The organism is Methylobacterium sp. Leaf100, from assembly GCF_001422845.1.
Lineage (GTDB): Bacteria > Pseudomonadota > Alphaproteobacteria > Rhizobiales > Beijerinckiaceae > Methylobacterium.
On sequence record NZ_LMMW01000020.1, the window covers coordinates 1 to 24,990 of the forward strand.

The window sequence follows — 24,990 nt, forward strand, 5'->3', positions numbered from 1 at the left end:
TACGCCCTCGTCTCGGTGGCCGCCGTGGTGCAGCCGGACGGCACCGGCCGGGCGGCCTTCGGCGGCGTCGCGCACAAGCCGTGGCGGGTCGAAGCCGCCGAGGGCGCGATGGCGCAGGGCGCCAAGGCGGTGACCGCGCAGGCCTTCGCCGGGGCCAAGCCGACCCACGACAACGCCTACAAGCTGAAGCTCGCCGTGCGCACGCTCGGCGCGGTGCTCACCGAAGCGAGGGCTTAGAGCCATGAAGTTCGACACCCCTGCCGGCCAGAACCCCATCGACCAGCTCAAGGTCGTCGGAAAGGCCACCGACCGGATCGACGGCAAGTACAAGACCACCGGCACCGCCCCCTACGCCTANCGGCCAGAACCCCATCGACCAGCTCAAGGTCGTCGGAAAGGCCACCGACCGGATCGACGGCAAGTACAAGACCACCGGCACCGCCCCCTACGCCTACGAGCGCCACGACGTGGCGGCGAACCAAGCCTACGGCTACGTGCTCGGCGCCGGGATCGCCAAGGGCCGCATCCGGGCGATCCACTCGGAGGCGGCAAAGCGCGCCCCCGGCGTCCTCGCCATCGTGACTACCCTGGAGACGCCCCGCCTCGAACGCGGCACCATGAACGCCGCTTACCTGTTCGGCGGCGACCGGGTGCAGCACTACCACCAGGCCATCGCCGTGGTGGTCGCCGAGACCTTCGAGCAAGCCCGTGCGGCGGCCTTCCTGGTCGAGGTCGACTACGCCCCCGAGGTCGGCAAGTTCGACCTCGCCACCGAGGCGAAGGGCGCGCCCCCCGCGCCGGGCGACAGCGGCGAGGGCAGCGGCGGCGACGGCGTCGAGCGCGTCGGCGATTTCGAGGGCGCCTTCGCGTCGGCCCCGGTGCGGTTCGACGAGACATACACCACCGCCGACGAGAGCCACGCCATGATGGAGCCGCACGCCACCGTGGCGGCCTGGGACGGCGACAAGGTCACCCTCTGGACCTCCAACCAGATGATCGGCTGGGGCCATGGCAGCATGGCCAAGATCCTGGGTATCCCGAAGGAGAACGTCCGGCTCGATTCGCCCTATGTCGGCGGCGGCTTCGGCGGCAAGCTGTTCGTGCGCGCCGACGCGGTGCTGGCGGCGCTGGGCGCCAAGGCGGCGGGGCGCCCGGTGAAGGTGGCGCTGACCCGGCCGCTCGTGGCCAACAACACCACCCACCGGCCCGCTACCATCCAGCGGGTGCGCATCGGCGCCACCGAGGACGGGACGATCACCGCCATCGCGCACGAGAGCACCTCCGGCAACCTGCCCGACGGCGATCCCGAGACGGCGGTGAACCAGACCAAGCTCCTCTACGCGGGTGCCAACCGCATGACCGCCATGAAGCTCGCCCATCTCGACCTGCCGGAGGGCAACGCCATGCGGGCGCCCGGCGAGGCGCCGGGCCTGATGGTACTCGAGGTCGCCATGGACGAGATGGCGGAGAAGCTCGGGATGGACCCGGTGGCGTTCCGCATCCGCAACGACACCCAGACCGACCCGAACAAGCCCGACCGCAAGTTCTCGCACCGCGACCTCGTCGGCTGCCTGACGCGCGGCGCGGAGACGTTCGGCTGGGCCAAGCGCAACCCGAAGCCCGGCTCGGTCCGGGACGGGCACTGGCTCGTCGGAATGGGGGTGGCCGCGGCCTTCCGCAACAACATGGTGATGAAGTCCGGCGCCAGGGTCCGGCTCGACGCCGAGGGCATCGTGACCGTCGAGACCGACATGACCGACATCGGCACCGGCAGCTACACCATCATCGCCCAGACGGCCGCCGAGATGATGGGCGTGCCCCTCGACCGCGTCGTGGTCCGGCTCGGCGATTCCGCCTTTCCGGTCGCGGCAGGCTCGGGCGGCCAGTGGGGCGCGAATTCCTCCACCTCCGGCGTCTACGCGGCCTGCGTGAAGCTGCGCGAGGCCGTGGCGCAGCGCCTCGGCATCAACTCGGACGATGCCGTCTTCGTGGACGGCGAGGTGCGGTCCGGCAACCGCGCCGTGCCGCTCGGCGAGGCGGCGCAGGCTGGCGCGCTGACGGGCGAGGACAGCATCGAGTTCGGCGACCTGTCGAAGACCTACCAGCAATCCACCTTCGGCGGGCATTTCGTCGAGGTCGGCGTCGATGTCGACACCGCGGAGGTGCGGGTGCGCCGGATGCTGGCGGTCTGCGCCGCCGGCCGCATCCTCAACCCGAAGACCGCCCGCAGCCAGGTGATCGGCGGGATGACCATGGGGACGGGCGCCGCCCTGATAGAGAAGCTCGACGTCGACACCAAGCGGGGCTTCTTCGCCAACCACGATCTTGCCGGCTACGAGGTCCCGGTCCACGCCGACATCCCGCACCAGGAGGTGATCTTCCTCGACGAGGTCGATCCGATCTCGTCGCCCATGAAGGCCAAGGGCGTGGGCGAACTCGGCATCTGCGGCGTCGGCGCGGCGGTGGCGAACGCCGTCTACAACGCCACGGGCATCCGGGTGCGGGACTACCCCATCACCCTCGACAAGCTCCTGGACCGGATGCCGGAAGCCGCCTGACCGGCCGGACGGGGGGACCCCTCCCCCGGGAGCCGCCCGACAGAGCGGACGGGGGAGCCCTCCCCCGTCCGCATCCGGCTCACGGGTGCTTGTGGATTGGATCGACCCACGGGACCGTCTCGGGCCGCTCGACGGGGTCGACATCCGTGATGTTGACCACCACCGCTTCGTTGTCCGAGCGCACCAGCACGCAGTGCAGGGGCTCGTCCGGGGAGGCGTTGATCTCCTGGTGCGGCACGTAGGGCGGCACGAAGATGAAGTCGCCGGGGCCGGCCTCGGCGACGTATTCGAGCCGGCCGCCCCAGCGCATCCGGGCGCGCCCCGACAGCACGAAGATCACGCTCTCCAGGGCACCGTGGTGGTGCACGCCCGTCTTGGCGTCGGGCTCGATCGCCACGGTGCCGGCCCAGATCTTCTGGGCGCCGACGCGGGCGTGGTTGATGGCGGCCTGCCGGAACATGCCCGGCGTCTGCGCCGTGTTGGGGTCGAGCCTGTCGCCGGGGATCACACGGATGCCATCGTGCTTCCAGCGCGGGGCGGCGTCCCCCGGCGGGGACGCGTCGTGATCTTGATCGTGGTCCTGCATCGCGAAACCTCCCTGGGGGTCGATCGAAGGGCCGGCCGCTCAGGCGGCGGGCAGTTCCCCCACGATGGCGGTGACGATGCGGGAATCCGTCGGCTCCATGGAATGCGGGAAGGCCGCGAGCAGGCTGCCGTCGCGGGCGACGAGGTACTTGTGGAAGTTCCAGCCCGGGGTGGCGCCGGGCTTCTCGGCCGCCGCCCAGCGGTAGAACGGATGGGCGGCGGGGCCCTTCACGTGGGTCTTGGCCACCACCGGGAAGGTGACGCCGTGGTTCTTGCGCGCCGCCTCCGCGATGGCGACACCGTCCAGGGTCTCCTGATTGCCGAAATCAGGCGACGGCACGGCGATCACCGTGAGGCCGCGGGCGCCGAACCGGGTCCACAGACCCTGAAGCCCGACGAACTGCCCGGCATAGCCGCAGGAGGTCGCGGTGTTCACGACGAGGATCGGCTTGCCGGCGAAATCCGCCAGAGGGAGACCGCCGCCCTCGGGTTTCTCGAAGGTGAAGGCCCCGGCCCGGGTCTCGCCCGCCTGCGCGGCCCGCGCGCCGCCGGCCAGGGCCGCGCCGAGGAGGATCAGGGCCCGTCGGCGGGGCAGGGTCTCGCTGAGGAAGGACGGCATGGCGGGGCTCCCGGGGATTCGCGGCGCGGGGCACCCGCGCGGTCTCTCGATGGGAATCTAGGGCGCGAACGGCCCCCGTGTCTCGCGCCGATCGTCCCAGGTCGCGCCTTCGTGCATGCAGGGGATAGGGATCCGTGCGCGCGGGCGGAGCGATCCGTGCACGTGGGCGGAACCATCGGGCCGTCCCGAGCTTGAGCGTTCGACACGGCCCCACCCGGCCCCACACGCCCCTGACCCGGAAAGACCAGCCTCCATGCGCAGCCTGTTGCTCGGCACCACCCTCCTCGTCGCCGGCACCCTCGGTGCCCTCGCGCAGGCGCCGGAGGCAACGGCGCCCGGCACGGCCCCGGTTCCGGCGGCCCCCGCCACCCTCGCCAACGACCTGCGCCCGACCTTCGTGGCGCAGAACCCCACCGACATGGTCACCTCGAAGCTCGTCGGCCTGACGATCCAGAACGGCGCCAACGAGACCATCGGGGAGATCGCCGACGTGGTCCTCGACGAGAAGAGCACGGTGAAGTCGTGGGTGGTCGGCGTCGGCGGCTTCCTCGGCATCGGCACGAAGTACGTCGCCATCGACCCGAGCGCCCTCAAGCTCTCCCGCACCAACGACACCACCCTGAAGGCGACCATCGACACCAACAAGGATCAGCTCCGCGCCGCCCCCGAGTACATCTACCTCGGCAAGGCCAAGACCGATGCCAAGACCGACGCCAAGACCGATGCGAACACCAAGCCGGCCGAGCCCGCCAAGGCGCCGTAGGATCGAGATCCCCTTCGCGGGAAGCTGCGCAGGCGGGTTCCTCGGGCACGCATCGGGCGGGGATCGCATCCGGCGCATCGTCGACGGACCGTCTCGACGCGGCCCGATCGATCGGCCCGGACCGCGCAGGTTCGTCCGGCCGGTGACGTCGTGGGTCAGGCCCGTCCTCGGCCCGGACTTCGCATGAGCCTGGGCCGCCATCACGGCAGCCCGGTACCGCCGAGGGCGGAGGCGCCGCCGGTCGCAGGTCCGGTCCGCGCCGGACCAGGATCCAGTCCAGCGAACGACGGGATCATCCGTTCTCCGGCAGCGGAATTTCGATCCGACTTGGTTCGGTCCGACTCGCGGGCTCGGGCCGACTCGCGGGACTGCGCCGGCCCATGATACGGCCTGTCCGGCGCCCGTCAATGCAAGTATAGATCTTGACAAATCCGCATGAATTACTATATCTATCGGTGTTGTATTCATATCTCAGGCTATCACGATGCCCTCGGCCGACTTGGTCCCTGTCACGCCACGGGATGAAGCCCTCGACATTCTCCGGCTCGTGGCGGCCGATGCTCCCGTCGCCACGCTGGCCCCCTATCTGCGCAGCCTGATGACCCACGACCATGAGCAGGCGTTCGCGATCATGCGCGCCTCGGGCAACGCGATGTCGGCCTCGCTCCAACTCCTCACACTCCTGGAAGACCGGGGCCTAATCACCATGGAGGAAGTCTTCGCGGCCGAAGAGGCACGTCTCGCTACCGGTGACGCGCGCGGGGCCTGAGGGCGGACAAGCCCATGCCGCCCCGAAGACCGAGGCTCTCGGGAGTCGGGTCGCCGTTGGAAAGCTCATCCCCGTAGAGTTTGGAGACAGGGAACGGGGCGACGATCGTCAGGGCGCCGATCACGCGCATGGCGATGCACCTCGTCCGCGTGGAGGGCTGACGCGGGCCTGGAGGGTCCGGCCCCTGTGCGTCCGATCACGGTCCGCGCCATCGACGCGGACCGAGCGCCTCCCATGGTCGGCGTCGCACCGAACCTCACCCGCCGGACGCGTTCAATCCCGCTGGCGGATGAAGCTGTCCGGCGTGCCGGTGCCGGCCTCCACGAAGCGGATGTCGCGGGGTTCGCGCCGGGGGGTGTCGACGGAGAGGAACACCATCGGCTCCTCCAGGATCTCCGGCACCGAGTGGACCACGCCGCGCTTGAAGAACACCAGGGTGCCGGGGCCGACCTCGATGGCGGGCTCGTCGGCGAACTTCATGAGGCAGCGGCCCGACAGGGCGTAGAGGTACTCGTCGCAGGACGCGTGGCTGTGGGGCGGCGTCGGCCGGTAGACCCGGAACACCCGGGCGCTTGCCGCCGGATCGTCGGTGAAGCGGTGATCGGCCACCATGGTGTCGGCGGTCTCGGGCAGTTGGGCGGCGTGCGCCGCGACGTCGAACACACCGTGGGCGGTGAGGGGGGTCGGGCTGTGGCTCATTGGGGGTCGTCCTCCGGCGGGGTCTGATTTTCGCCGGAGGGTACCGGGTTTCCGGGGCGCACCCAAGGGCGGGGGTCCGGCCCACCCTCGGCACGGCGTCAGTAATTCCACTGCAGCTGCCCGCGGAACAGGTGGCCCTCCGCTCGGCCGAGGCGGCGCTCGTCGGCCTCCCGGCGCTTCATCCGGGCATACGCGAGGGTGATCTCGAGGGGCTTGGTCGGCTGGAACTCGACGCCGACCTCGACCTCGTCGGTGTCGAGGCGGGGCGCGTTGGTCGCCACCTTCCAGCCGCCCCCATAGGTCTGCCAGCGCGCGTAGGGCATGAACGGGCCGATGGGGGAATGGGCGACCCGGACCATGGCCTGGACGTAGCCGCCGCTGAGCGGCTTCTCCGCGATCATCCGGGTGACCACGTCGAATTCCGGGCCGCGCCCCCAGTTCCACTCGGCCTGGAGGCCGAAGGGTTGCGGATACAGGATGGCGTGGAGGCCGACGCGGGCATCGCTGAACGCCGCCGGGCTGACGCCGCCCGTGCGGATCTCGGGCTGGAACCGGTTGCGGTAGGCGGAAGCCCCGACCTCGAGGACCTGGCCCTCGAACGCCGCGCCCAGACCGTCGAGGGCGAAGGGCCACGTCGCCATGCCGGCCACCATGAGATCGTCGTTGCGTTCCGTCCGGTTGATGGTCTGGCCGTTGTAGATGCCGACGCCGAAGGCGCCGTAATTGCCGAACAGCTTCTGGCCGCCCTTGGCCAGCCGGTCCCAGAGTCCCTGGACGTGGGCCGGCGTGTAATAGGCGGTGATGCCGATGTCGCGCTCGCCCGGAATGGCGCTGTTGATGGCGTCCGAGCGGTCGAGGGTGAGACGGTTCTGCGAGGATTGCAGGTTCTCCCAGCCATACGGCACCTTCTGCTGGCCGAAGCGGATCTTGGTGCTGCGCCCCTCGTCGAGGAACACGTCCGCGAAGGCGTCGCGCAGCTGGGCGAAGTTTCCGCGCCCCTCGGTGCCGGCCTGGTTGGCGACGTTCACGGCGAAATCCGGCTGAAGGTAGATGAACACCCGCTCGTGGATGTCGCCCTGCAGGACGAGGCGCACCCGGCGGAAGGTGAAGTTGCCCCGCTCGGTGATGCCGCCGTCGTGGACGGAGCGCAGGCGCGACCGGCCGGCCGGCGTGGTGCCGTCCCCCGAGAGGATCTCGTTGACGCGCATCTGGGTGTAGCCGCGCAGGGACAGGCGCTCGAACCAGGTTTTCGGCGACCCGGCGGGCTTGGGGCCGTCCACCCCGGGCGGGGGCGGCAGCAGGGCGTCGATCCAGGTATCCGGTCGGTCGATGGCGAAGGCGGGCCGGTCCGCGTGAACGGCCCGCGTCGCCGCCGGAGGAGCGACGGCCAAGTCGACGGGCCGGCCCGCCGCCGGCCGGGTGCCGGCATCGCTGCGATGCGCGACCCGGGCCGGGGCCGCCCGCGCGCCGCGGCCGGATTCGGCCTGCGCCTTGATCATCGCCTTGAGCTCGTCGATCTGGCGCTGCAGCTCCGCGACGGTCTGGGCCTGGGCCGGCGCCAGCGTCAGGACGCTCCATCCGAGGGTCGCCGCCAACAGGCCGAGCGTCGGCGCCAACAGACGTTGTCTCATCTCTCGATCCTTTGCATCTGCAGCATGCCGGCCGGCATCGGCGGCCCGTCGAACCCGAGCCGGCCGCGCGCATCGCCTGCACCGGCGGCGTCGAGGCATCGCCGCAGCAACGCCTCGACAAAGCGGTTCATGTTCGAAGCATAACCTTGCTGGGCGGCGCATTAGGCTTGGCGAATGACGCTGCCGTGACGCGAATATTCCGCGACAAGTCGGGATTACAACGTGATCTGTCTGCGTTCGCGCGATGCCGCCCGCCGCCCGACTTGCCGTGCACCATGGGGGGGGCGGCCTGCCGGACCGGGTGAAGACGGCTCCACGGAGCATTCCGCGCACGTCGGCTTAATCCATGGTGGCGCGTGCGTCGCGGCACCTTCAGAATGAAATCGAAGCCCTATGTTGTTTTTCAGAAGCAACGGACAGACCGGAACGCCGGTTTGTCGCAGAAGCGGATTATAAGACAATGACAAAGACCCGTATCGCCGCCCTCTCCACCGCCGTTGTTCTTGGCGTTGCCTCGCTCTCCCCGGCCATGGCCTACGAGACGAAGGGTCGCTACACCGGCTTCCTTCCCCCCGAGGTCGAGACCACCGGTTCGGTCTATGCCCCGTCTCGCGTGCCGACCTATGGCGGCTGCGCCATGAGTTCGGCCGCCGAGGGCAACGCCAACCAGCAGAACTTCCCCGTGATGCAGTACGGCCAGACCTCGGGCGGAAACCGCTGCTGATCCGATCTCACACAAGTCAGCAACAGCAAGGTATAGACATGGTCCTGAAAAGCTTTTCCTACGGCATGATCGTCGCCTTCGCCGCCGGTCTGGCCTTCACCATCGTCGGCACCTCCCAGGCGATGATCGGGCTGTAACGACCGCTCCGGGCGAGCGACCGTCCTCGAGATTGCCCGGGGTGGCGCGTCGGCCGCGACATCCCGGAAGCAGAACGCGCACCTCACCTCTCCTCTTTTCAATCATCGGCCAATCGTCGGCCCTGGTCCGCAGCGCGGATCGTCCTGAACAGGATACTCAGATCATGACCAAGACCCGCATCGCCACCCTCGCCACCGCCGTTGTTCTTGGCGTTGCCTCGCTCTCTCCGGCCATGGCCTACGAGAAGAAGGGCCGTTACACCGGCTTCCTTCCCCCCGAAGTCGAGACCACCGGTTCGGCCTACGCCCCGTCCCGCGTGCCGGCCTACGGCGGCTGCGCCATGAGCTCGGCCGCCGAGGGCAACGCCAACCAGCAGAACTTCCCCGTGATGCAGTACGGCCAGACCTCCGGCGGAAACCGCTGCTGATCGGAGCCCGGAAGGCGACGCGCATGGTTCTGAAGGGGTTCTCCTACGTCATGATCGCGGCCTTCGCCGCTGGTCTGGCCTTCACCATCGTCGGCACCTCGCAGGCGATGATCGGCCTCTAGACGTTCGCCCCGGCCACGAGTCCGGCCTGCGAACAGGGATGGTGGAGCCCCGGCTCCACCATCCCTGAAGGCCGTTAAAGCGAGCCTCAATCATAAGATCTAAATCCCAAAAATAGGAATTTATGATTGACAGCGCGACGCTCCTGCGGTATCACTACCCCACGCTCAAGAAGTGTGAATGGAGAGGGGGCGGCGGCGATGAACCTCACCCCCGTCGATGCGGAGCGGAAGGCGCAGGCCGAAGCCCTGTTTCGCGAGACCGACAAGACCGTCCGGGAGATCGCGGCGGAAACGAAGCTCAGCGCCGCGACCCTCCGCAAATGGTGCCGCCAGGAGACGTGGCGCCCCCCCATCGCGAAGACCGCACCGGCGGCCTGGTCGCCCGCGCGCTGCGCCGCCCTGGCGCGGGTCGACCGCGCCTACGGGGTCACCCGCGCGGATCTCGCCGCCGTGCTCGGCCTGACCCGCCGCACGGCGCCGGCCTTGTTCTCGTCCTGCGGGCTGCCCGAGGCGGCGGAGGGGCCGCCCCCCGGCCCCGCCATCCTCCGGGTGGCCCTGCTCACCCACATCACCCGGCAGGTCGCGGCCTTCGACGCGGCCCTGAAGGAGGCGCCCCCCGGCCTCGACTCGGCCCGGGTGCTGCGCGACCTCGGCGGCCTCAAGCGCCTCCTCGACGACCTTGCCGCCGCCCCCAGGAGCGACCCCGATGCGACACGCGGCGCGCAGACGGACGGCCCCGGCGACGCCGGCTCGGGCACCGACCCGGACGCAGAACGGGACACCGACCTGCCCGCCCTGCGCGCGCAGATCGCGCGGCGCTATGCGGCGTTCGTCGGCGAGCGGCCGGATGCCGGCTTTCCTGGAGAGCCTGCCGCCGCACCTGATCCGGGCCCTTGCCCGTGACTGGCTCCACACGGCGCGGGCCGACCAGCTGTCGCCGTGCCCGACACCTGCATGCCCGGAAGACGCCTGGACCACCTGGGCGGTGGTGGGCGGGCGCGGCTCGGGCAAGACCCGCACGGGGGCCGAATGGGTCCGGGCCCTGGCCCAGGGCGACCCGGCCTTCACCGCCCGACCCGTGGGCCGCATCGCCCTCATCGGCGAGACCTTCGCGGATGTCCGCGACGTGATGATCGAGGGGCCGTCGGGGCTGCTGTCCCTCGACGGACCGCGCCCGCGCTGGTCGCCCTCGCGCCGCCGCCTCGACTGGCCCAACGGCGCGGTGGGCCTCGCCTTCTCGGCCGAGGAACCCGATTCCCTGCGCGGCCCGCAATTCGGCGCCGCCTGGTCCGACGAGATCGCCAAGTGGCGCTACGCCGACGCCACCTGGGACATGATCCAGTTCGGCCTGCGCCTCGGCCACGCCCCGCGCGGCCTCGTCACCACCACGCCGCGCCCGATCCCGCGCCGACTCCTCGCCGAACCGACCACGGTGGTGAGCCGCTCCCGCACGGCGGACAACGCGCAAAACCTCGCGCCGAGCTTCCTCGACGCCGTGGTGGGGCGCTACGCCGGCACCCGCCTCGGGCGTCAGGAGCTCGACGGAGAGCTCATCGAGGACCGTGCCGACGCCCTGTGGACCCGCGCGGCCCTCGAACACACCCGCGTCGCCCGCGCCCCGGAGGATCTGCGCCGCATCGTCGTGGCGGTGGACCCGCCGGCCACCTCGAAGGCCGGGGCCGATGCCTGCGGCATCGTGGCGACGGGTCTCGCGCCCTCCGGTCACGCCTACGTGCTCGCCGACGCGACCCTCGCCCGGGCGACGCCCGAGGCCTGGGCCGCCGCGGCGCTGGCCCTCTACCACCGCCTCGACGCCGACAGCCTCGTGGTCGAGGTCAACCAGGGCGGCGAGATGGTGACGGCCGTCCTCGGGCAGGTGGACGCGTCCGTGCCGGTGATCCCCGTACGGGCCACCCGCGGAAAATACCTCCGGGCCGAGCCGGTTTCGGTGCTCTACGCCCAAGGACGGGTCCACCATGTCGGCGCCCTGCCGGCGCTGGAGGACGAGCTCTGCGATTTCGGGCCCGACGGCCTGTCCTCCGGCGCCTCGCCCGACCGCCTCGACGCCCTCGTGTGGGCGCTGACCCACCTCATGCTGCGGGGCTCCGCCGAGCCGCGCATCCGGCGGCTGTGATCCGCCGCCGTTCAGGGGATTTCCATCATGCCCAACCTCTTCACCCGCCTCGCGCGGGCAGCCTTTCCCGTGCCCGAAACGAAGGCCGCGCCCCTCGCGGTGCAGTTCTACGGCGAGGGCCGGGCGGTGTGGACGCCGCGCGAGGGGAGCGCCCTCGCCCGCGAGGGGTTCCAGCGCAACGCCGTGGTCCACCGGGCCGTGCGGCTCGTGGCCGAGGCCGCCGCGTCCCTGCCCCTGGTGCTGGCGGACGCAGGGAACGAGCACCCGCTCCTGCAATTGCTCGCCCGCCCGAACCCGCGCGAGGGCGGGGCGCGGCTCCTCGAATCGGTCTACGGGCACCTCATGGTCTCGGGCAACGCCTACCTGGCGGCCGAGAGTCTGGACGGCACCCCGCGCGAGCTCCACGCCCTGCGCCCGGACCGGATGCGGGTGGTGCCGGGGCCGGACGGCTGGCCCGTGGCCTACGCCTACACGGTGGGGGGCCGCACCCTGCGGTACGACCTCGACCAGGCGGGCGTCGCGCCCATCCTCCACCTCACCCTGTTCCATCCGGGGGACGACCATTACGGCCTCGCCCCCATGGAGGCGGCGGCCACCGCGCTCGACATCCACAACGCCGCCAGCGCCTGGAACAAGGCCCTCCTCGACAACGCCGCCCGGCCCTCGGGCGCCCTCGTCTTCGCCGCGTAGACCGGCGGCACCTTGAGCGAGGCGCAATTCACCCGCCTGAAGGCCGAACTCGAAGCCAACTACCAGGGCGCCGGCAATGCCGGGCGCCCTCTGCTACTGGAGGGCGGCCTCGACTGGAAGCCCCTGGCCCTCTCGCCCAAGGACATGGATTTCGTGGAAGCCAAGAGCGGGGCCGCCCGCGAGATCGCTCTGGCTTTCGGCGTGCCGCCCCTGCTCCTTGGGCTCCCCGGCGACAACACCCACGCCAACTACGCGGAAGCCAACCGCGCCTTCTACCGCCAGACGGTGATCCCGCTCGTGCGCCGCACGGCCGAATCCCTCGCCCACTGGCTGGAGCCCGCCTTCGGCCCCGCCCGCCTGGAACCCGACCTCGACGCCATCGAGGCCCTCGCGCCCGAACGCGAGTCGTTGTGGCGCCGGGTCGGGGACGCAGAGTTTCTGAGCGACACGGAGAAGCGCGCGGCGGTGGGTTACGGCGCGGCGGGGTGAGGCCGCGCCCCGACCCTCTCCTTTTGCGGGGGGGACGCGCGCACGAAGCGCAGATCTCGTTCCCAACTCCGGAGCCCCCCATGGACGGCCATTTCACCGGCTATGCCAGCCTGTTCGGCGTGCCCGATCTCGGGCGCGACGTGGTGGCGCCGGGCGCGTTCGCCGCGAGCCTCCGCGCCCGGGGGGCCTCGGGCGTGCGCATGCTGTGGCAGCACGATCCGGCCGAGCCCGTCGGGCGCTGGCTGTCGCTCACGGAAGATGCGCGCGGCCTGCGCGTCGCGGGGCAACTGAACCTCGCCGTGCAGCGGGCGCGCGAACTCGACGCCCTCCTGCGCGAGGGCGCCCTCGACGGGCTCTCCATCGGGTTCCGCACCGTCAGGGCGAGCCCGGACCGCGGCGGCCTGCGCCGGCTCCACAGCCTCGACCTGTGGGAGATTTCCCTCGTCACCTTCCCGCTCCAGCCCGGCGCGCGCATCGCGGCGAAATCCGCCCCCTCGGAATCCCTGCCCTCGGAATCCCTCCCCTTGGCGCAGGCGCTCCACGCCTTCGCCCGGCGCGTCGCCCCGCCGCGCGCCCATCCGTCCACCCGGCCCGTCGCCGCTCCCTCCCCCCGCGCCAAGAGGTTCGCATGACCGCCCATCACCCCCTCGAAACCAAATCGTTTCCCCTGGAGGACAAATCCGCCGGCGGCGATCCGGCCGTGGCCCATGCCATGACCGACCTGCAGGGCGCCTTCGCGGCGTTCCGCGAAACCAACGACACCCGGCTGGCCGAGATCGAGGGCCGGCTCGGGACGGACGTGCTGACGGAAGAAAAACTCGCCCGCATCGACGCGGCCCTGGACACCGCCCGCACCCGCCTCGACCGCCTCACCCTCGACGGGCGCCGGGCGCCCCTCGGCGCCGGCAACCCACCCCGGGACGCCGCGGCCACGGAGCACAAGGCGGCCTTCAACCTCTACGTCCGGGCCGGCGAGAGCGGCGGCCTCAAGCGCCTGGAGGAAAAAGCCCTGTCGGCGGGCTCCGGCCCGGATGGCGGCTACCTCGTGCCCGAGACCATCGAGCGCGACGTGCTCACTCGCCTCGCCCGCCTCTCGCCGATCCGGGCGCTCGCCACGGTCCGCACGATCTCGGGCGGGCAGTACAAGCGCGCCGTTTCGGTGACGGAGGCGGTGTCGGGCTGGGTCGCCGAGGCCGCGCCCCGGCCGCAGACCGACGCGCCGACCCTGTCGGAGCTGAGCTTCCCCGCCATGGAGCTCTACGCCATGCCGGCGGCGACCCAGACGCTGCTCGACGACGCCATCGTCGACATCGACGCCTGGCTCGCCGACGAGGTCGAGACGGTGTTCGCCGAGCAGGAGGGCACCGCGTTCGTGACCGGCAACGGGATCAGCCGCCCGCGCGGCTTCCTCAGCCACGACACCGTGGCGAATTCCGCCTGGGTCCCGGGCAAGCTCGGGTTCATTGCCACGGGCGCGGCCGGGGCGTTCCCGGCCGCCAACCCGGCCGACGTGCTGTTCGACCTGATCTACGCCCTGCGCGCCGGCTACCGCCAGAACGCCGGCTTCGTCATGAACCGGCGCCTGCAGAGCACGATCCGCAAGATGAAGGACGCCGACGGCAACTACCTTTGGCAGCCGCCCCAGGGGGCCGACCAAAGCGCGACCCTGCTGGGCTTCCCGGTGACGGAGGCCGAGGCCATGCCGGATGCGGGGGCCGGCAGCCTGTCCCTGGCCTTCGGCGATTTCCGCCGCGGCTATCTCGTGGTCGACCGCGCCGGCCTGCGGGTGCTGCGCGACCCCTACTCGGCCAAGCCCTACGTGCTGTTCTACACCACGAAGCGCGTCGGCGGCGGCGTGCAGGACTTCGACGCGATCAAGCTGTTGAAGTTCGCGGCCTGACACCGGCCCCCGGGCCTTCGGGCCCGGGGGTTCGGACCGGCGGGTGTCCACGCGTTTTCGTGTGTCGATTCGAGCGCACAACCCTGAGATCACCGAATTCGACGCATCTTGGCGAGAAGCGCCTCTTCCGTCGCGCCAAGATTCGCGCAATAACAACCTTAGGTTATAAAATTGGGACGCTAGGCATGAATTTCGACGGTGCTGAGAATGCCAAGGCCGAGGTATTTCTCAAAGCGTTCCGCTATGCCGAAGCCATTAATGCGTTCGCGGCGCCCGAGAGCGGTCCGACCTTCGCGCCGCTGCCCGGAACGGAGGCGCACGAGCAGATCCAGCGTGCGCGACGCGAGCGGGCGTTCCATCCGAAGGAAAAGATCGGGGTCGGCATCCTGCGGTACGGACCGGCCGACCGGGACGGTTCGAACCTGAAGGTCGGACTGTTTCTCCAACACCAGAAACTCCGCCATCATCCGGTCGTCGAGACCGCTCAACGGATTGCGAAGGACGAGATCGAGATCATCGTCACCGGCCGCACGCGGCGACAGGCCACCCCGAGCGTCAAACCCTGCCGTCCCCTCTTGATGGGAGAGTCCGTCGGGCATCTGCGGATCACCGCCGGAACGATCGGCTGCTTCGGCATCGACCGCGACGGCAGCATCGGGATCCTGTCGAACAATCACGTCCTGGCTGCGACGAACGCCGGCCGGACCGACGACATCATTCTCCAGCCTGGGCGCCTCGACGGCGGCCGCGCCTGGGACCGGGATCATCGGGTCGCCAAACTGAAGACCTTCATCCCGATCACTTTCGATCCGGTCTCGGCCAATCTGGTCGACTGCGCCTTCGCGGCCCTCGACACCGGCCGGGATTGCGAGGCTCGCCGGGTCGGCCACACGGTCCCGGGCGCCGAGGTTTGGGACCTTGGCGCCATCGAAGACCTGGTGCTGCAGCGCATGCCGGTCCGCAAGGTCGGCCGTACGACACGTTATACCGAAGGCGTTGTCGAAGCGGTCGAGGTGGACAACGTTCAGGTTCAGATGGTGAGCGGCCCACGCCCCAAGTTCGCGATGTTCAACAAGCAGATTGCGATCAGTGGTGTGAAGGGTGCATTCTCCAAAGGCGGGGACAGTGGATCCCTGATCTGCACCAAGGATGGCCGACCGGTCGCACTTCTCTTCGCGGGCACTGAGACGGGTGGGCCGAAGGGCGGCGGGATCACCTACGGCAATCCGATCCGAACCGTCCTTGATGCCCTCGATCTCGACATCTACATCCCCGATGCGGGAGCGTGACATGCAGGAGCGTGACATGGTTGACCAGCGTGACAAGCTGCGAGCGTCAAGATCGGCCGCCGTTGCCGCCAAGGATGCCTTCGCCGCACAGTACATCTCGGGCCGGGTCGATTGTTCCGTCGGCTTGGGTGTGAACGAACGCGGTGACGACTGGACCATGCGGGTCTTCGCGCACTCTCCGGCGGCGGCGCAGGCGTTGCCCGATCATTTCGGCGAGTTCGACGTCGAAGTCGAGATCACGGGACCCGCCGTCGCTTTCTAGGGCCGGTCGAGGGGTGGATCGATCCGGCCCCCGGCACCGCCCCACCGGGTGTCGCCATCCCATCGCGACGGCGGGCGCCGCGTGGTGCGGGTAGTCCCGAGTTCGTCTTGAGGAAGCGGAAACGCTAGCGCGCGATCGTCGGACGAAGATGTGGATACACTCCGCAGAGGAAGCGAATTCAAGCATAGCGCGGTGCTAACCCCGTCCCCGGGCGCTCCCTCCGGTCGGGGACGGGTCGTTGCGGCGGCGCCCTCGCCCGAGGGGAGCGCCATGGACCAGACCAACCGCCGCCTGTTTCTCGGCGCCCTCGCGGCGGGCGGCAGCCTGGCCGCCGGCGGGGCGCTGGCGGCGGAGAGCGGCCCTCTCCAGACCGGCCCTGCGCGGGACGGTCATGCGGCGGGGGCCGACGTCGCCCCGGATTCCACCTTCCTACGCATGATCCCTCGCAAGCCGGGGCCTGCCCCGGTGTTCACGGCCTCCCTCGACGGCGGCCCGGTCAAGGCGACCTCGGGCGGCTGGGCGCGGGAGATCACCACCCACCAGCTGCCCCTCGCCACCGGGATCGCGGGGGCCCACATCTTCCTGAATGCGGGCGGGGTGCGCGAGATGCACTGGCACGCCTCCGCCGAGTGGGGCTACATCGTCGCCGGCCACTGCCAGGCGACGGTGATCGATGCCGCCGGGGAGATGGAGGTCGTCAACTTCGCGCCCGGCGACACCTGGTACTTTCCGGGCGGCCACGCCCACGCGATCCAGACCCTCGGGTCCGAGCCGTGCCACGCCATCCTGGCCTTCGACGACGGCCTGTTCGGCGAACACGGCACCTTCGGGCTGACCGACTGGATGAGCCGGATCGACCCCGCGATCCTGCGCGGCGCACTCGGGGTGCCGGAGGCGACTCTGGCGGCCCTGCCGGCCGGCGAGACCTACATCATCCAGGGACCCGTCGTGCCCCGCGACGGCGCAACGGCGCGGGCCGAGCGTCCGCTGCCGCCGGAGCGCACCCATCGCTTTGCCCTGGCGGGTGCCGTAGCGGTAGCCGAGGGGGCCGGCTCCACGATGCGGATGGCGCCCGCCGGCGCCTTCCCGGTCTCGGCGGGGATGACCGGCTTCCTGGTGCGCCTCGCGGCCGGCGCTGTGCACGCGCCCCACTGGCATACCCGCGCGAACGAGTGGCACTACGTCGTGCGGGGGCGGACGCGCGTGACCCTGTTCGGCCAGGACAAGCACATGGCCGTGGCCGAACTCGGCCCGGGCGACTGCGCGTACCTGCCCCGGTCCTGCGGGCATTCGGTGGAGAGCATCGGCACCGAGACGGCCGAGATCGTCGGCGTGCACGACAGCGGCGTCACCGACGAGACTTTGCTGGCGACCTGGCTGGCCCGGGTGCCGCGCGGGATGCTCGCCGCCAACCTGGGCGTCGACGAGCAGATGGTCGCCGGTTTCCCGCCGGCGGCCCGGACCTTCAGCCGGCCGGGGACGAACCGTCCGTAAGGCATCGGCCCGCGAGGAAGCCGGCGCCCAGGCGGGGTTCGTGAAAGCGGCCCCGGTTCCGCATCGAAACCCGGCTCAGCGCCGTCCCGGCCGCGCCATCCACTCGGTGCGGGCCGCAGCCTCGCCCGGCTGCATCCGGCTCATCTCGGCGGCGCGGGAGGAAATCCAGCCGGTGTGCTCGGCCGTGGGGGTGACGGCGGTGAAGCCGCCGCAGGCGGTGCGGGCGCGCTTGTCCTGGCGCATGGCGCCGCTCGACCAGCTCACAACGCCGACGATCTGATAGCCGCCGGGGCCGCCGCGCAGGATCGGGCCGCCGGAATCGCCGAGGCACGCGCCCGCCCCCGCCGTCTCGGCCATGCGGCGCCGGTCGGTCACCACGGTGACGCGGTTGGCGACCTGGAGCGGGCCGATGGAGACGAGCTGGGCCTGGCGCAGGGTGCGGGCGGTGTTGCGCCGGTTCTCCGCCACCACGCCGAACCCCGCGATCTCGACGGAGTCGCCGGTGTTGATGCCGCCGCCGCGCGGATCGAGGGGCTGGAAGTCGCCGCCCAAGGGCTCGGCGAGCTTGATGAGAGCGAGATCGATGCCAGGCTGATCCTCCGGCGTGGTGCCGGGGACGAATTCGGGATGCATGGACGCCGCCGCCACGGCGATGCGGCGCGAGCGGAAGGCGCGGTCCACCGCCACAACGCTGTAGCTGGCCCGGTGCATCACGCAATGGGCCGCCGTGAGCACGAGGTCGCTGGCGATGAGCGTGCCCGAGCAGATCTCGCCCTGGCTGCTCTCGATTCGCACCACGGAGGCGCGCAGGCCGTTGGGGTCCCGCGAGACCGCGCCGTTGATCACCGCGAAGGCGGGTGTGGGCAGGAGTGCGGGCGCGAGCGCGACCAGGGCCGCCACGGTGAATGTGCGAAGGACGGTGGCGCGAAACGCGGTCGGCAGCATCGTGTCTCTCCCGCGTCCCGGCCCCGAAGGGAGGCGTCCCGGACGGCCATGGTGGAAACCTATCTGAACGGAATCCCTCGGCCAAGCTCTGGTTCCGCCCGCGACGCCGATCGGCCGGCGCGGGCTCACGGGCGGTCCCAGCGGGCGGCGAGGCCCCAGCCGGCCAGGGTCGCGTCGATCCAGGCGCGCTGCGGCCCGAGCAGGACCCCCTGGGAGAGGCCGCCGCAGGCCCCGCCGACCCAGGCCGCCACCGCGACGACGCCCGTATCCGCCGCGACCGGCCCACCGGAATCGCCCTGGCAGGCGCCGGCGCCCTTCGCGCCGCGCAGCCAGACGAGGATGCGGCTCGGCCCGTAGGGTTCGACCACGGGCACGCCGGCCTGCCGGTAGGTGCCGGTGCTGCGCGGATCCCCCGGCCGCGCCACGCCGTAGCCGGAGACGGTGAGGGTCTCGCCGGCGCGCGGCATCGCCGCGCTCAAGGTGGCGGGCACGAACGGCGCCGGCAGGGGCGCGGCGAGGCGCACGAGGGCGAGGTCGATGGAGCGGCGGCGCCCCGCGATGGCGCCCGCATCGTAGCCCGGATGGACCGCCTGCGCGGCGGGCTCGGCCAGCACCGGCGCCCCGGCGGCGTCCTTGTAGTGCACCCGGTGGACGAGGCGCGGCGCGAGGCAATGCCCGGCCGTGAGCACGGCGCCCGATGCCACCACCACGCCGGTGCACACGCCCCCGTTCGAGGACAGCACCATGACGGCGTGAGAAGCCGCCTCCGGAGCCGGATCGCCGCCCACCACCGCGTGCGCCGGGCCCATGATCTGGGCCGGAAGCGCGACGCCCATCAGCAGGGCGAGACGCCCGAGACCAGTCCGAGCCATCGGCAAAACCCCGCACCTTGGAGACGACGATGACCCCGATACGCGTCGCAGGCGCCACCGTCGAGCCGGTGAGCCTTGGCGAGATGCGCGCCCATCTGCGCCTCGATTCCGACGAGGGCGGGGCCGAGGACGCCCTCCTCGCCGCCCTCGTGGCCTCCGCCCGCGCCAGCGTGGAAGCCGCGACCCGGCGAATCCTGGCGCCCGGGCGCTACCGGATCATGCTCACGGCCTGGCCCGCCTCCGGGTTCGTGCCCCTGCCGCTCAGCCCCCTGGTGGCCGTGGAGCGGGCCGGCCTCGTCGATGCCGAGGGGACGGTCACCGACCTCGCCCCCGGCCTCGTGCGCCCCGGGCCGGACCCCGTGGAGGCGCCGGGCCTCGTGGTCTCGCCCGAGGCGCCGTCGCTCCACGCCCGCGCCGCCCTCGTCGAGGTCAGCGCCGGATACGGCGGCGACGGCCCCCCGGCGCCCCCGATGCTGTTGCAGGCGATCCGGCTCCTCGCCGCCCACGGCTTCGAGCATCGCGGCGACACGGGCGCGGGCCCGCCGCCATCCGTCGCCGCCCTCGTCGCCCCCCTGCGGCGCCTGTCCCTATGATCACGGAGCCGATCATGCCCGAGTCCACGCCGCGCGTGCCCATCGGCACGCGCCGCCGCCGCTTCACCCTCGAACGGCCCGTGGAGGAGCCCGACGGGTTCGGCGGCGTGATCCGCCGCTACGTCCCCGGCCCCCTGGTGTGGGGTGCCCTCGAATCCCTGAGCGGGCCCGAGCGGGTCCGGGGCGGGCGGGCCGATGCGGCGGAGACCCACCGGGTCCGCCTCGCCTACCGCGCCGACGTCACGCCCGCGATGCGGCTGTCCACCGGGCCGCGCCGCTTCGCCATCCGGGCCGCGGGCGATCCCGACGGCCGACGGCGCGAACTCGTCTGTCGGGTCGAAGAACTCGTGGCCGGGGAGCGCGCGCCGTGACGGTTCGAGACCCGGTCTCCGCGAGCCCGCTGCTCGCCCTGCGCGGGGCGCTACGCGCCTATCTGGCCGTGGACGCCCCCCTCGCCCGGCTCATGGGCGGGTCCGTGCGCCTCCACGACGAGCCGCCGCGCGGCAGCGTGCCCGTCTACGGCGTGTTCGGCGACGCCGAGATCCGCGACGAATCCGTCGACGGCGCGACGCGCCACGCCCACGGCCTCGCCCTCGTCCTCTACGCCCGGCCGGGCTCGGCCCGCTCCGGCCTCGATGCCGCCGAGCGCATGGCCGACCTCCTCGCCGACGCCCCCCTGGCGCTGCACGGCCACCACCTCGTGACCCTGCGGGTCGTGCGGCTCGCCGCGACCCGCGACCCCGCCACCGGCGAGGCCCGCGCCACCCTCACCCTCCAGGCGGTCACCGAGCACCGCCCGGCCTGACCGCCTCCAATCCCACGGGAGAACCCGCATGAGCGCACAACGCGGCAAGGACCTACTCATCCGCGTGGCGAGCGGGGGCGGCTTCGTCGCCGTCGCCGGCCTGCGCGCCCGCCAGATTGCCTTCAACGCCGAGGCCGTGGACGTGACCCACGCCGAATCCGCCGGGCGCTGGCGCGAGCTGCTGTCCGGGGCAGGAATCCGCCGGGCCGCCATCGCGGGCGCCGGGGTGTTTCGCGACGAGGCCTCCGACGCCCGCCTGCGGCAGCTGTTCTTCGAGGGGACCATCGAGACGTTCCAGGTGGTGGTGCCGGCCTTCGGCACCCTGGAGGGCCCGTTCCAGATCACCAGCCTCGAATATCGCGGAGATCACGCCGGCGAGGTCACCTTCGACCTGGCCCTCGATTCCGCCGGCGCCCTCGCGTTCACGGCGGCCTGAGACCCATCAAGGTTTGAAAAAATAGGGAGGCCCGAAGATCATGGCGAACCGCAGGCGCGGCGAAATCCCCCTCGATCTCGGGGGGCAGCGCTACACCCTCTGCTTCACCCTCGGCGCCCTCGCCGAACTCGAATCGGCCCTGGGGGCCCGCGACCTCACGGGGCTGGCCGAGCGCTTCGCCGGGGGGCACCTCGCCACCCGGGACCTCATCGCCCTGCTCGGCAGCGCCCTGCGCGGGGGCGGCCACGCCCTCGACGACGCGGCCGTCGCCGCCCTGCCCCTGGCCGGCGGACTCGAACCGCTCACGGCGGCCCTCGGTGAAGCCCTCACCGCCGCCTTCGGCGAGGGCGCCTCGCCAAACCCCTGAGCCCCACGGGCGGGAGCGCGCCGGAGCCAGCCTCCGCCTTCCCGTGGGACGATGTCCTCGCGCTCGCCCTCGGGCGGCTCGGATGGCGTCCGCGCGACCTCTGGGGCGCCACGCCGCGCGAACTCTTCGCCGCCGCCGGCCTGTCGGCCCGTGCGCCGGCAGCCGGCCGGGCCGATCTCGAACGGCTGCTCGCGGCCTATCCCGACGTCCCGTCATCCTGTGATCCTGGGAGCCCGTGATGCCAGAGAGCGAGACCGACCGCGCCCAGGCGGGCCGCGAAAAGCAGCTTCAGGTCCTCGACCGGCTGGCCAAAGGGTTCGGCCAGAGCTTGACCCAGGCCCTGGGCGGCCCCCTCGGCGCCGGGCGCCAGCTCGACAGCCTGCTCGGCACCCTCACGACGAAGCTCTCGAGCCTCGCCCTCAAGGCCGCGCTGACCCCGGTCAAGGCCAGCATCACCGGCCTCGTCAAGGGCGCCCTCAACGCCAGCGTCGCCGGGGGCACCGAGGCCTTCGCCCGGGGTGGGGTGGTGGCGCAAGGGCGCGTGCGGCCGTTCGCGGCAGGCGGCATCGTCGCCGCGCCCACCTACTTTCCCATGCAGGGCGGCCTCGGCCTCATGGGCGAGGCCGGGCCCGAGGCGATCCTGCCCCTGAAGCGCGGCAGCGACGGCCGCCTCGGGGTCGCGGCCGGCACGGAGGCCCGCGCCGCCGCCGTCACGGTGAACATCACCACCCCGGACATCGCGGGCTTTCGCCGCTCGGAGGCCCAGGTCGCCGCCGGCCTCGCCCGCGCCGTGGCCCGCGGCCGGCGGGGGTTGTGAGGCACGCGGTGATCGCGCGCCTCCCCGAGACGTCCGACTTGCCGACACGTCCGACTTGCCCAGACGTCCGACTTGCCCAGACGTCCGACTTGCCGCATCCAGGAGCCGCCCATGGGCGCCGATTTCCACGAAGTCCGCTTTCCCCTCGATGTCGCCCTGCGGGGCAGCGGCGGGCCGGGGCGGATGACCGAGATCGTCACCCTCGCGTCGGGGCGCGAGCACCGCAACAGCCGCTGGGCGGATTCGCGCCGCCGCTACGATGCCGGCCTCGGCATCCGCACCCTCGACGCCCTCCACGCCGTGCTGGCGTTCTTCGAGGAGCGGCGCGGACGCCTCTACGGGTTCCGCTACCGCGACCGGGTCGATGCCCGCTCCGGCCCGCCCTCGCGTCCGGTCTCGGCGACCGACCAGCCCCTCGGCACCGGCGACGGCGCGACCCGCACGTTCCAGCTCGCGAAGACCTACGGCAGCGGCCCCCTGCCCTACCGGCGGGTCATCACCAAGCCCGTGGCCGAGAGCGTGATCGTGGCGTTGGCCGGCCTCGCCCTGCCGCCCGCCGCCTTCACCTGCGACGGCACGACGGGCACGGTCACCCTCGCGGCGGCCCCGCCCCCCGGGGCTCCGGTGACGGCCGGCTTCCTGTTCGACGTGCCGGTGCGCTTCGACACCGACGACCTCACCGTCGATCTCTCGGCCTTCACGGCCGGCGAGATCCCCAGGGTGCCGCTCATCGAGATCGTCCCGTAGGAGTTCCCATGCGCACCCTGCCCCCCGACCTCGCCGAACATCTCGCCGGCGGGGCCACCACCCTGTGCCATTGCTGGGCGCTCACCCGCCGCGACGGGGTGCGCTTCGGCTTCACCGACCACGACCGCGACCTCACCCTGGCGGGCATGCCCTACGCGGCCCGTTCCGGCCTGGAGGCGGCCGAGGCCAGCGCCGAACTCGGCTTCGCCGTCGGCGGCGGCGAGGTGGCGGGGGCGCTCACCGCCCTCGGGATCACCGATGCCGACATCGCCGGCGGGCTCTAAGACGGGGCCGGCGTCGAGACCTGGCTGGTGGACTGGACCCACCCCGAGACGCGCCTGCTCCTCGATGTCGGGACCCTCGGCGAGGTACGCCGGGCGGGGGGCGCGTTCGTGGCCGAGCTGCGCGGCCTCATGGACCGCCTCGACGTACCCACCGGCCGGACCTTCCGCGCCACCTGTTCGGCCGAGTTGGGCGATGCCCGCTGCGGCCTCGACCGCGACCGGCCGGCGTTCCGCACCACCGGCCGGGTCATCGCCGTGCCCGAACCCGGCATCCTGCGGGTCGCCCTCGCGGCCCCGTTCGCGCCGGGCTGGTTCACGGGCGGGCGCCTCGTCTGGGCCGGCGGCGCCCAGGCCGGGCACGCGGCCGACCTCCGCACCCATGCGGGCGACGGCGCTGGGCATCGCCTCGCCCTGTGGCAGGCCCCGGCCCGCCCGGTGGACCCCGGCGACGCCTTCGCGGTCACGGCCGGCTGCGACAAGCGCTTTTCCACCTGCGGCGGCAAATTTTCCAACACCCTCAACTTCCAGGGATTTTCGCACATGCCCGGCAACGATTTCGTGGTGCGCCAGGCCCCCGGCTCCGGCCCCGGCCTCGACGGCGGCAGCCTGTTCCGATGAGCCCGCAGGACCGGATCGTGTCGGTTGCGCGCGCCTGGATCGGCACGCCCTACCGGCACCAGGCCTCGGTGCGGCACGTCGGCTGCGACTGCCTCGGCCTCGTGCGCGGGGTCTGGCGCGACTGCTTCGGCCCCGAGCCCGAGGCCGCCCCGCCCTATGCCGCCTCCTGGGCGGAATCGGCGCCCCCCGGCACCGACCCGCTGCCGGAGGCCGCAGCCCGCCACCTGTGAAGTGCAGTAAAGTTCTGCCATTTGAGTGGCTGTAAGCCACTGTCTTTCACTGGGATTTTTTTATTCTATCTACAAGTCCACTCTGAAATTGAATCATAGCCACGTAAGCCATTGATCCATATCCGAATTCTGATGCCTCCGATTTCCGCAGCTTCGCCCTGTGCTGGATTGATAGGGCGAGGGTTATCGCAGCCTCCGCCAGTCGGTTCAAAGGTCGTTCTGGCGGACGAGCGACAGATGGGACGCCCCTACATCCAGAATCTGCGCAAGCGGGTGGTGAAAGCCGTAGCATCGACCTCGCGGCGTCAGGCGGCAGCGCGCTTTGGGGTGGGCGTCGACACCTCGATCCGCTGGATGGCCGCCCTCACGACGACCGGGACGGTGGCCGTTCGTCCGCTAAGACGGGCGCACCGCTCGAAGCTCGATCCGCACGAGGCCTTCTTGCGCGGTCTGATCGACGCGAAGGTCGACATCAACAGGGAGGAAATGCGCGCTCGGCTTCGGGACGAGTACGATGTCAGCTCGACTTCGGCGACATTACCGTGCCGACGCCACGGAACAAAACCGCGCTTCCGCTTACCCGCGCCCTGGGTTTATGCCCTTTGCCACGCCGCATGATTGGCCGAGGTCGAGCTTACAGCTCCGACGTCAACCCGATCGGGATGGCCTTTCCAAACTCAAGTTATTGTTGCGCGAAGCCTCCGAACGCATCGTCAAGGGACTCTGGACGGCCATCGGACGCCTCGTCGACACCGACAGACCAGGCGAGTGCGCCAACTTCTCCACCGCAGCAGGATACGAACCAGATTAAACCGTAAACGCTCTAACGGGTCGCCGTTCTCCGATAAGCTCTGATAGCGCTCATCCAGATCCAATAACCTAGAGGCTGTTATGAACCGGCCGCGAGTTGAGCGGCCTGTTTGAGCATGAGGCAGACGAAGGCGACGATGTGGAGATCTGCGAGCGTGCTGGGATAGCGCTCG

The 24,990-nt window shown here is 71.4% G+C and carries 26 protein-coding genes and 8 pseudogenes; 26 read left to right on the forward strand and 8 right to left on the reverse strand.

Annotation, left to right across the window (positions count from 1 at the left end; all coding sequences use genetic code 11):
• Positions 1 to 237: pseudogene (locus ASF25_RS23075) on the forward strand (xanthine dehydrogenase family protein subunit M); the annotation flags it as partial.
• Between the two features lie 121 nt (positions 238 to 358).
• A pseudogene (paoC, locus tag ASF25_RS12375) lies at positions 359 to 2,558 on the forward strand (aldehyde oxidoreductase molybdenum-binding subunit PaoC); the annotation flags it as partial.
• Between the two features lie 79 nt (positions 2,559 to 2,637).
• Here the strand turns inward: paoC and ASF25_RS12380 are convergent.
• Positions 2,638 to 3,144 (reverse strand): cupin domain-containing protein, encoded by a 507-nt coding sequence (locus ASF25_RS12380; RefSeq protein WP_056304945.1) that lies wholly within the window; start codon positions 3,142 to 3,144, stop codon positions 2,638 to 2,640.
• A 39-nt stretch (positions 3,145 to 3,183) separates the two neighbouring features.
• Positions 3,184 to 3,762: a glutathione peroxidase gene (locus ASF25_RS12385; RefSeq protein ID WP_056172957.1), complete on the reverse strand. Its 579-nt coding sequence runs from the start codon at positions 3,760 to 3,762 to the stop codon at positions 3,184 to 3,186.
• Between the two features lie 253 nt (positions 3,763 to 4,015).
• Here ASF25_RS12385 and ASF25_RS12390 point away from each other — a divergent pair, with 253 nt between their 5' ends.
• Together ASF25_RS12390 and ASF25_RS12395 are read left to right on the forward strand one after the other, a co-directional pair.
• Complete coding sequence (locus ASF25_RS12390; protein ID WP_056304947.1) at positions 4,016 to 4,525, forward strand: PRC-barrel domain-containing protein; 510 nt, start codon at positions 4,016 to 4,018, stop codon at positions 4,523 to 4,525.
• A gap of 484 nt (positions 4,526 to 5,009) precedes the next feature.
• Entirely contained in the window at positions 5,010 to 5,294 is a 285-nt protein-coding gene (locus ASF25_RS12395) for a hypothetical protein (RefSeq protein ID WP_056304950.1), read from the forward strand.
• Positions 5,295 to 5,567: 273 nt separating this feature from the next.
• On the opposite strand, the gene ASF25_RS12400 is transcribed toward ASF25_RS12395, so the two are convergent.
• The 3 genes from ASF25_RS12400 to ASF25_RS23905 all read right to left on the reverse strand — a co-directional run bounded on the left by ASF25_RS12400 (position 5,568) and on the right by ASF25_RS23905 (position 7,755).
• Positions 5,568 to 5,993 (reverse strand): cupin domain-containing protein, encoded by a 426-nt coding sequence (locus ASF25_RS12400; RefSeq protein ID WP_056172951.1) that lies wholly within the window; start codon positions 5,991 to 5,993, stop codon positions 5,568 to 5,570.
• Between the two features lie 98 nt (positions 5,994 to 6,091).
• A complete protein-coding gene (locus tag ASF25_RS12405) occupies positions 6,092 to 7,624 on the reverse strand; it encodes a porin (protein ID WP_056304952.1) in 1,533 nt (510 codons plus the stop codon).
• Positions 7,621 to 7,755: a hypothetical protein gene (locus tag ASF25_RS23905; protein WP_277996243.1), complete on the reverse strand. Its 135-nt coding sequence runs from the start codon at positions 7,753 to 7,755 to the stop codon at positions 7,621 to 7,623. Before ASF25_RS23905 ends, ASF25_RS12405 begins: the two co-directional genes overlap by 4 nt.
• A 329-nt stretch (positions 7,756 to 8,084) precedes the next feature.
• Here ASF25_RS23905 and ASF25_RS12410 point away from each other — a divergent pair, with 329 nt between their 5' ends.
• From ASF25_RS12410 to ASF25_RS12455, 10 genes and pseudogenes are all read left to right on the forward strand, one after another.
• On the forward strand, positions 8,085 to 8,348 hold the full coding sequence (locus tag ASF25_RS12410; RefSeq protein WP_056304953.1) for a hypothetical protein: 264 nt from the start codon (positions 8,085 to 8,087) through the stop codon (positions 8,346 to 8,348).
• A 301-nt stretch (positions 8,349 to 8,649) separates the two neighbouring features.
• The gene (locus ASF25_RS12415) at positions 8,650 to 8,913 is read left to right on the forward strand and encodes a hypothetical protein (RefSeq protein ID WP_056304955.1); all 264 of its coding nucleotides are present in this window, start codon (positions 8,650 to 8,652) and stop codon (positions 8,911 to 8,913) included.
• 320 nt (positions 8,914 to 9,233) lie between these two features.
• Positions 9,234 to 9,938, forward strand: a complete 705-nt coding sequence (locus tag ASF25_RS22705; protein ID WP_056304982.1) for a hypothetical protein — start codon at positions 9,234 to 9,236, stop codon at positions 9,936 to 9,938.
• Positions 9,883 to 11,169 (forward strand): terminase family protein, encoded by a 1,287-nt coding sequence (locus ASF25_RS12425; RefSeq protein WP_056304959.1) that lies wholly within the window; start codon positions 9,883 to 9,885, stop codon positions 11,167 to 11,169. Before ASF25_RS22705 ends, ASF25_RS12425 begins: the two co-directional genes overlap by 56 nt.
• A gap of 27 nt (positions 11,170 to 11,196) precedes the next feature.
• Positions 11,197 to 12,348 (forward strand): annotated as a pseudogene (locus tag ASF25_RS12430) (phage portal protein).
• A gap of 80 nt (positions 12,349 to 12,428) precedes the next feature.
• Positions 12,429 to 12,980 carry an HK97 family phage prohead protease gene (locus ASF25_RS12435; RefSeq protein ID WP_056304961.1) on the forward strand — a complete coding sequence of 184 codons (552 nt, stop codon included), beginning with the start codon at positions 12,429 to 12,431 and terminating at the stop codon, positions 12,978 to 12,980.
• Complete coding sequence (locus tag ASF25_RS12440; RefSeq protein ID WP_056304963.1) at positions 12,977 to 14,248, forward strand: phage major capsid protein; 1,272 nt, start codon at positions 12,977 to 12,979, stop codon at positions 14,246 to 14,248. The genes ASF25_RS12435 and ASF25_RS12440 overlap by 4 nt, the downstream gene beginning before the upstream one ends.
• Positions 14,249 to 14,433: 185 nt before the next feature.
• The gene (locus ASF25_RS12445; RefSeq protein ID WP_056304965.1) at positions 14,434 to 15,537 is read left to right on the forward strand and encodes a hypothetical protein; all 1,104 of its coding nucleotides are present in this window, start codon (positions 14,434 to 14,436) and stop codon (positions 15,535 to 15,537) included.
• A gap of 16 nt (positions 15,538 to 15,553) precedes the next feature.
• The gene (locus tag ASF25_RS12450; RefSeq protein WP_156368963.1) at positions 15,554 to 15,799 is read left to right on the forward strand and encodes a hypothetical protein; all 246 of its coding nucleotides are present in this window, start codon (positions 15,554 to 15,556) and stop codon (positions 15,797 to 15,799) included.
• Positions 15,800 to 16,069: 270 nt separating this feature from the next.
• Entirely contained in the window at positions 16,070 to 17,293 is a 1,224-nt protein-coding gene (locus tag ASF25_RS12455; protein ID WP_056304969.1) for a cupin domain-containing protein, read from the forward strand.
• A gap of 75 nt (positions 17,294 to 17,368) precedes the next feature.
• Here ASF25_RS12455 and ASF25_RS12460 read toward each other — a convergent pair whose 3' ends face one another.
• Together ASF25_RS12460 and ASF25_RS12465 are read right to left on the reverse strand one after the other, a co-directional pair.
• Positions 17,369 to 18,238 (reverse strand): trypsin-like serine protease, encoded by an 870-nt coding sequence (locus ASF25_RS12460; RefSeq protein ID WP_056304971.1) that lies wholly within the window; start codon positions 18,236 to 18,238, stop codon positions 17,369 to 17,371.
• Positions 18,239 to 18,363: 125 nt separating this feature from the next.
• Complete coding sequence (locus tag ASF25_RS12465; RefSeq protein WP_244473004.1) at positions 18,364 to 19,074, reverse strand: trypsin-like serine protease; 711 nt, start codon at positions 19,072 to 19,074, stop codon at positions 18,364 to 18,366.
• A gap of 65 nt (positions 19,075 to 19,139) precedes the next feature.
• On the opposite strand from ASF25_RS12465, the gene ASF25_RS12470 reads away from it, so the two are divergent.
• The 12 genes and pseudogenes from ASF25_RS12470 to ASF25_RS23255 form a co-directional block, all read left to right on the forward strand.
• Positions 19,140 to 19,703, forward strand: a complete 564-nt coding sequence (locus ASF25_RS12470; protein ID WP_056172846.1) for a hypothetical protein — start codon at positions 19,140 to 19,142, stop codon at positions 19,701 to 19,703.
• A 14-nt stretch (positions 19,704 to 19,717) separates the two neighbouring features.
• Positions 19,718 to 20,074 carry a phage head closure protein gene (locus ASF25_RS12475; protein ID WP_056304975.1) on the forward strand — a complete coding sequence of 119 codons (357 nt, stop codon included), beginning with the start codon at positions 19,718 to 19,720 and terminating at the stop codon, positions 20,072 to 20,074.
• On the forward strand, positions 20,071 to 20,508 hold the full coding sequence (locus ASF25_RS12480; RefSeq protein WP_056266933.1) for a DUF3168 domain-containing protein: 438 nt from the start codon (positions 20,071 to 20,073) through the stop codon (positions 20,506 to 20,508). The genes ASF25_RS12475 and ASF25_RS12480 overlap by 4 nt, the downstream gene beginning before the upstream one ends.
• A 28-nt stretch (positions 20,509 to 20,536) precedes the next feature.
• Positions 20,537 to 20,944, forward strand: a complete 408-nt coding sequence (locus ASF25_RS12485) for a phage major tail protein, TP901-1 family (RefSeq protein ID WP_056172841.1) — start codon at positions 20,537 to 20,539, stop codon at positions 20,942 to 20,944.
• 40 nt (positions 20,945 to 20,984) lie between these two features.
• Entirely contained in the window at positions 20,985 to 21,311 is a 327-nt protein-coding gene (locus ASF25_RS12490; protein ID WP_056172840.1) for a gene transfer agent family protein, read from the forward strand.
• Positions 21,308 to 21,550, forward strand: coding sequence for a phage tail assembly chaperone (locus tag ASF25_RS21940; RefSeq protein WP_082479138.1), 243 nt, complete (start codon positions 21,308 to 21,310; stop codon positions 21,548 to 21,550). The genes ASF25_RS12490 and ASF25_RS21940 overlap by 4 nt, the downstream gene beginning before the upstream one ends.
• Positions 21,550 to 22,128 (forward strand): phage tail tape measure protein, encoded by a 579-nt coding sequence (locus tag ASF25_RS12495; protein ID WP_056304977.1) that lies wholly within the window; start codon positions 21,550 to 21,552, stop codon positions 22,126 to 22,128. Before ASF25_RS21940 ends, ASF25_RS12495 begins: the two co-directional genes overlap by 1 nt.
• A gap of 111 nt (positions 22,129 to 22,239) precedes the next feature.
• Entirely contained in the window at positions 22,240 to 22,875 is a 636-nt protein-coding gene (locus ASF25_RS12500) for a DUF2460 domain-containing protein (RefSeq protein ID WP_056304980.1), read from the forward strand.
• A gap of 8 nt (positions 22,876 to 22,883) precedes the next feature.
• Positions 22,884 to 23,777 (forward strand): annotated as a pseudogene (locus tag ASF25_RS12505) (DUF2163 domain-containing protein).
• Positions 23,774 to 24,004: pseudogene (locus ASF25_RS12510) on the forward strand (peptidase P60); the annotation flags it as partial. The pseudogenes ASF25_RS12505 and ASF25_RS12510, both read left to right, overlap by 4 nt.
• Before the next feature lie 240 nt (positions 24,005 to 24,244).
• Positions 24,245 to 24,526, forward strand: a pseudogene (locus tag ASF25_RS23250) (IS630 family transposase); the annotation flags it as partial.
• A gap of 116 nt (positions 24,527 to 24,642) precedes the next feature.
• Positions 24,643 to 24,818 (forward strand): annotated as a pseudogene (locus ASF25_RS23255) (IS630 family transposase); the annotation flags it as partial.
• Positions 24,819 to 24,896: 78 nt separating this feature from the next.
• Here the strand turns inward: ASF25_RS23255 and ASF25_RS23610 are convergent.
• Positions 24,897 to 24,990, reverse strand: a pseudogene (locus ASF25_RS23610) (IS5/IS1182 family transposase); the annotation flags it as partial.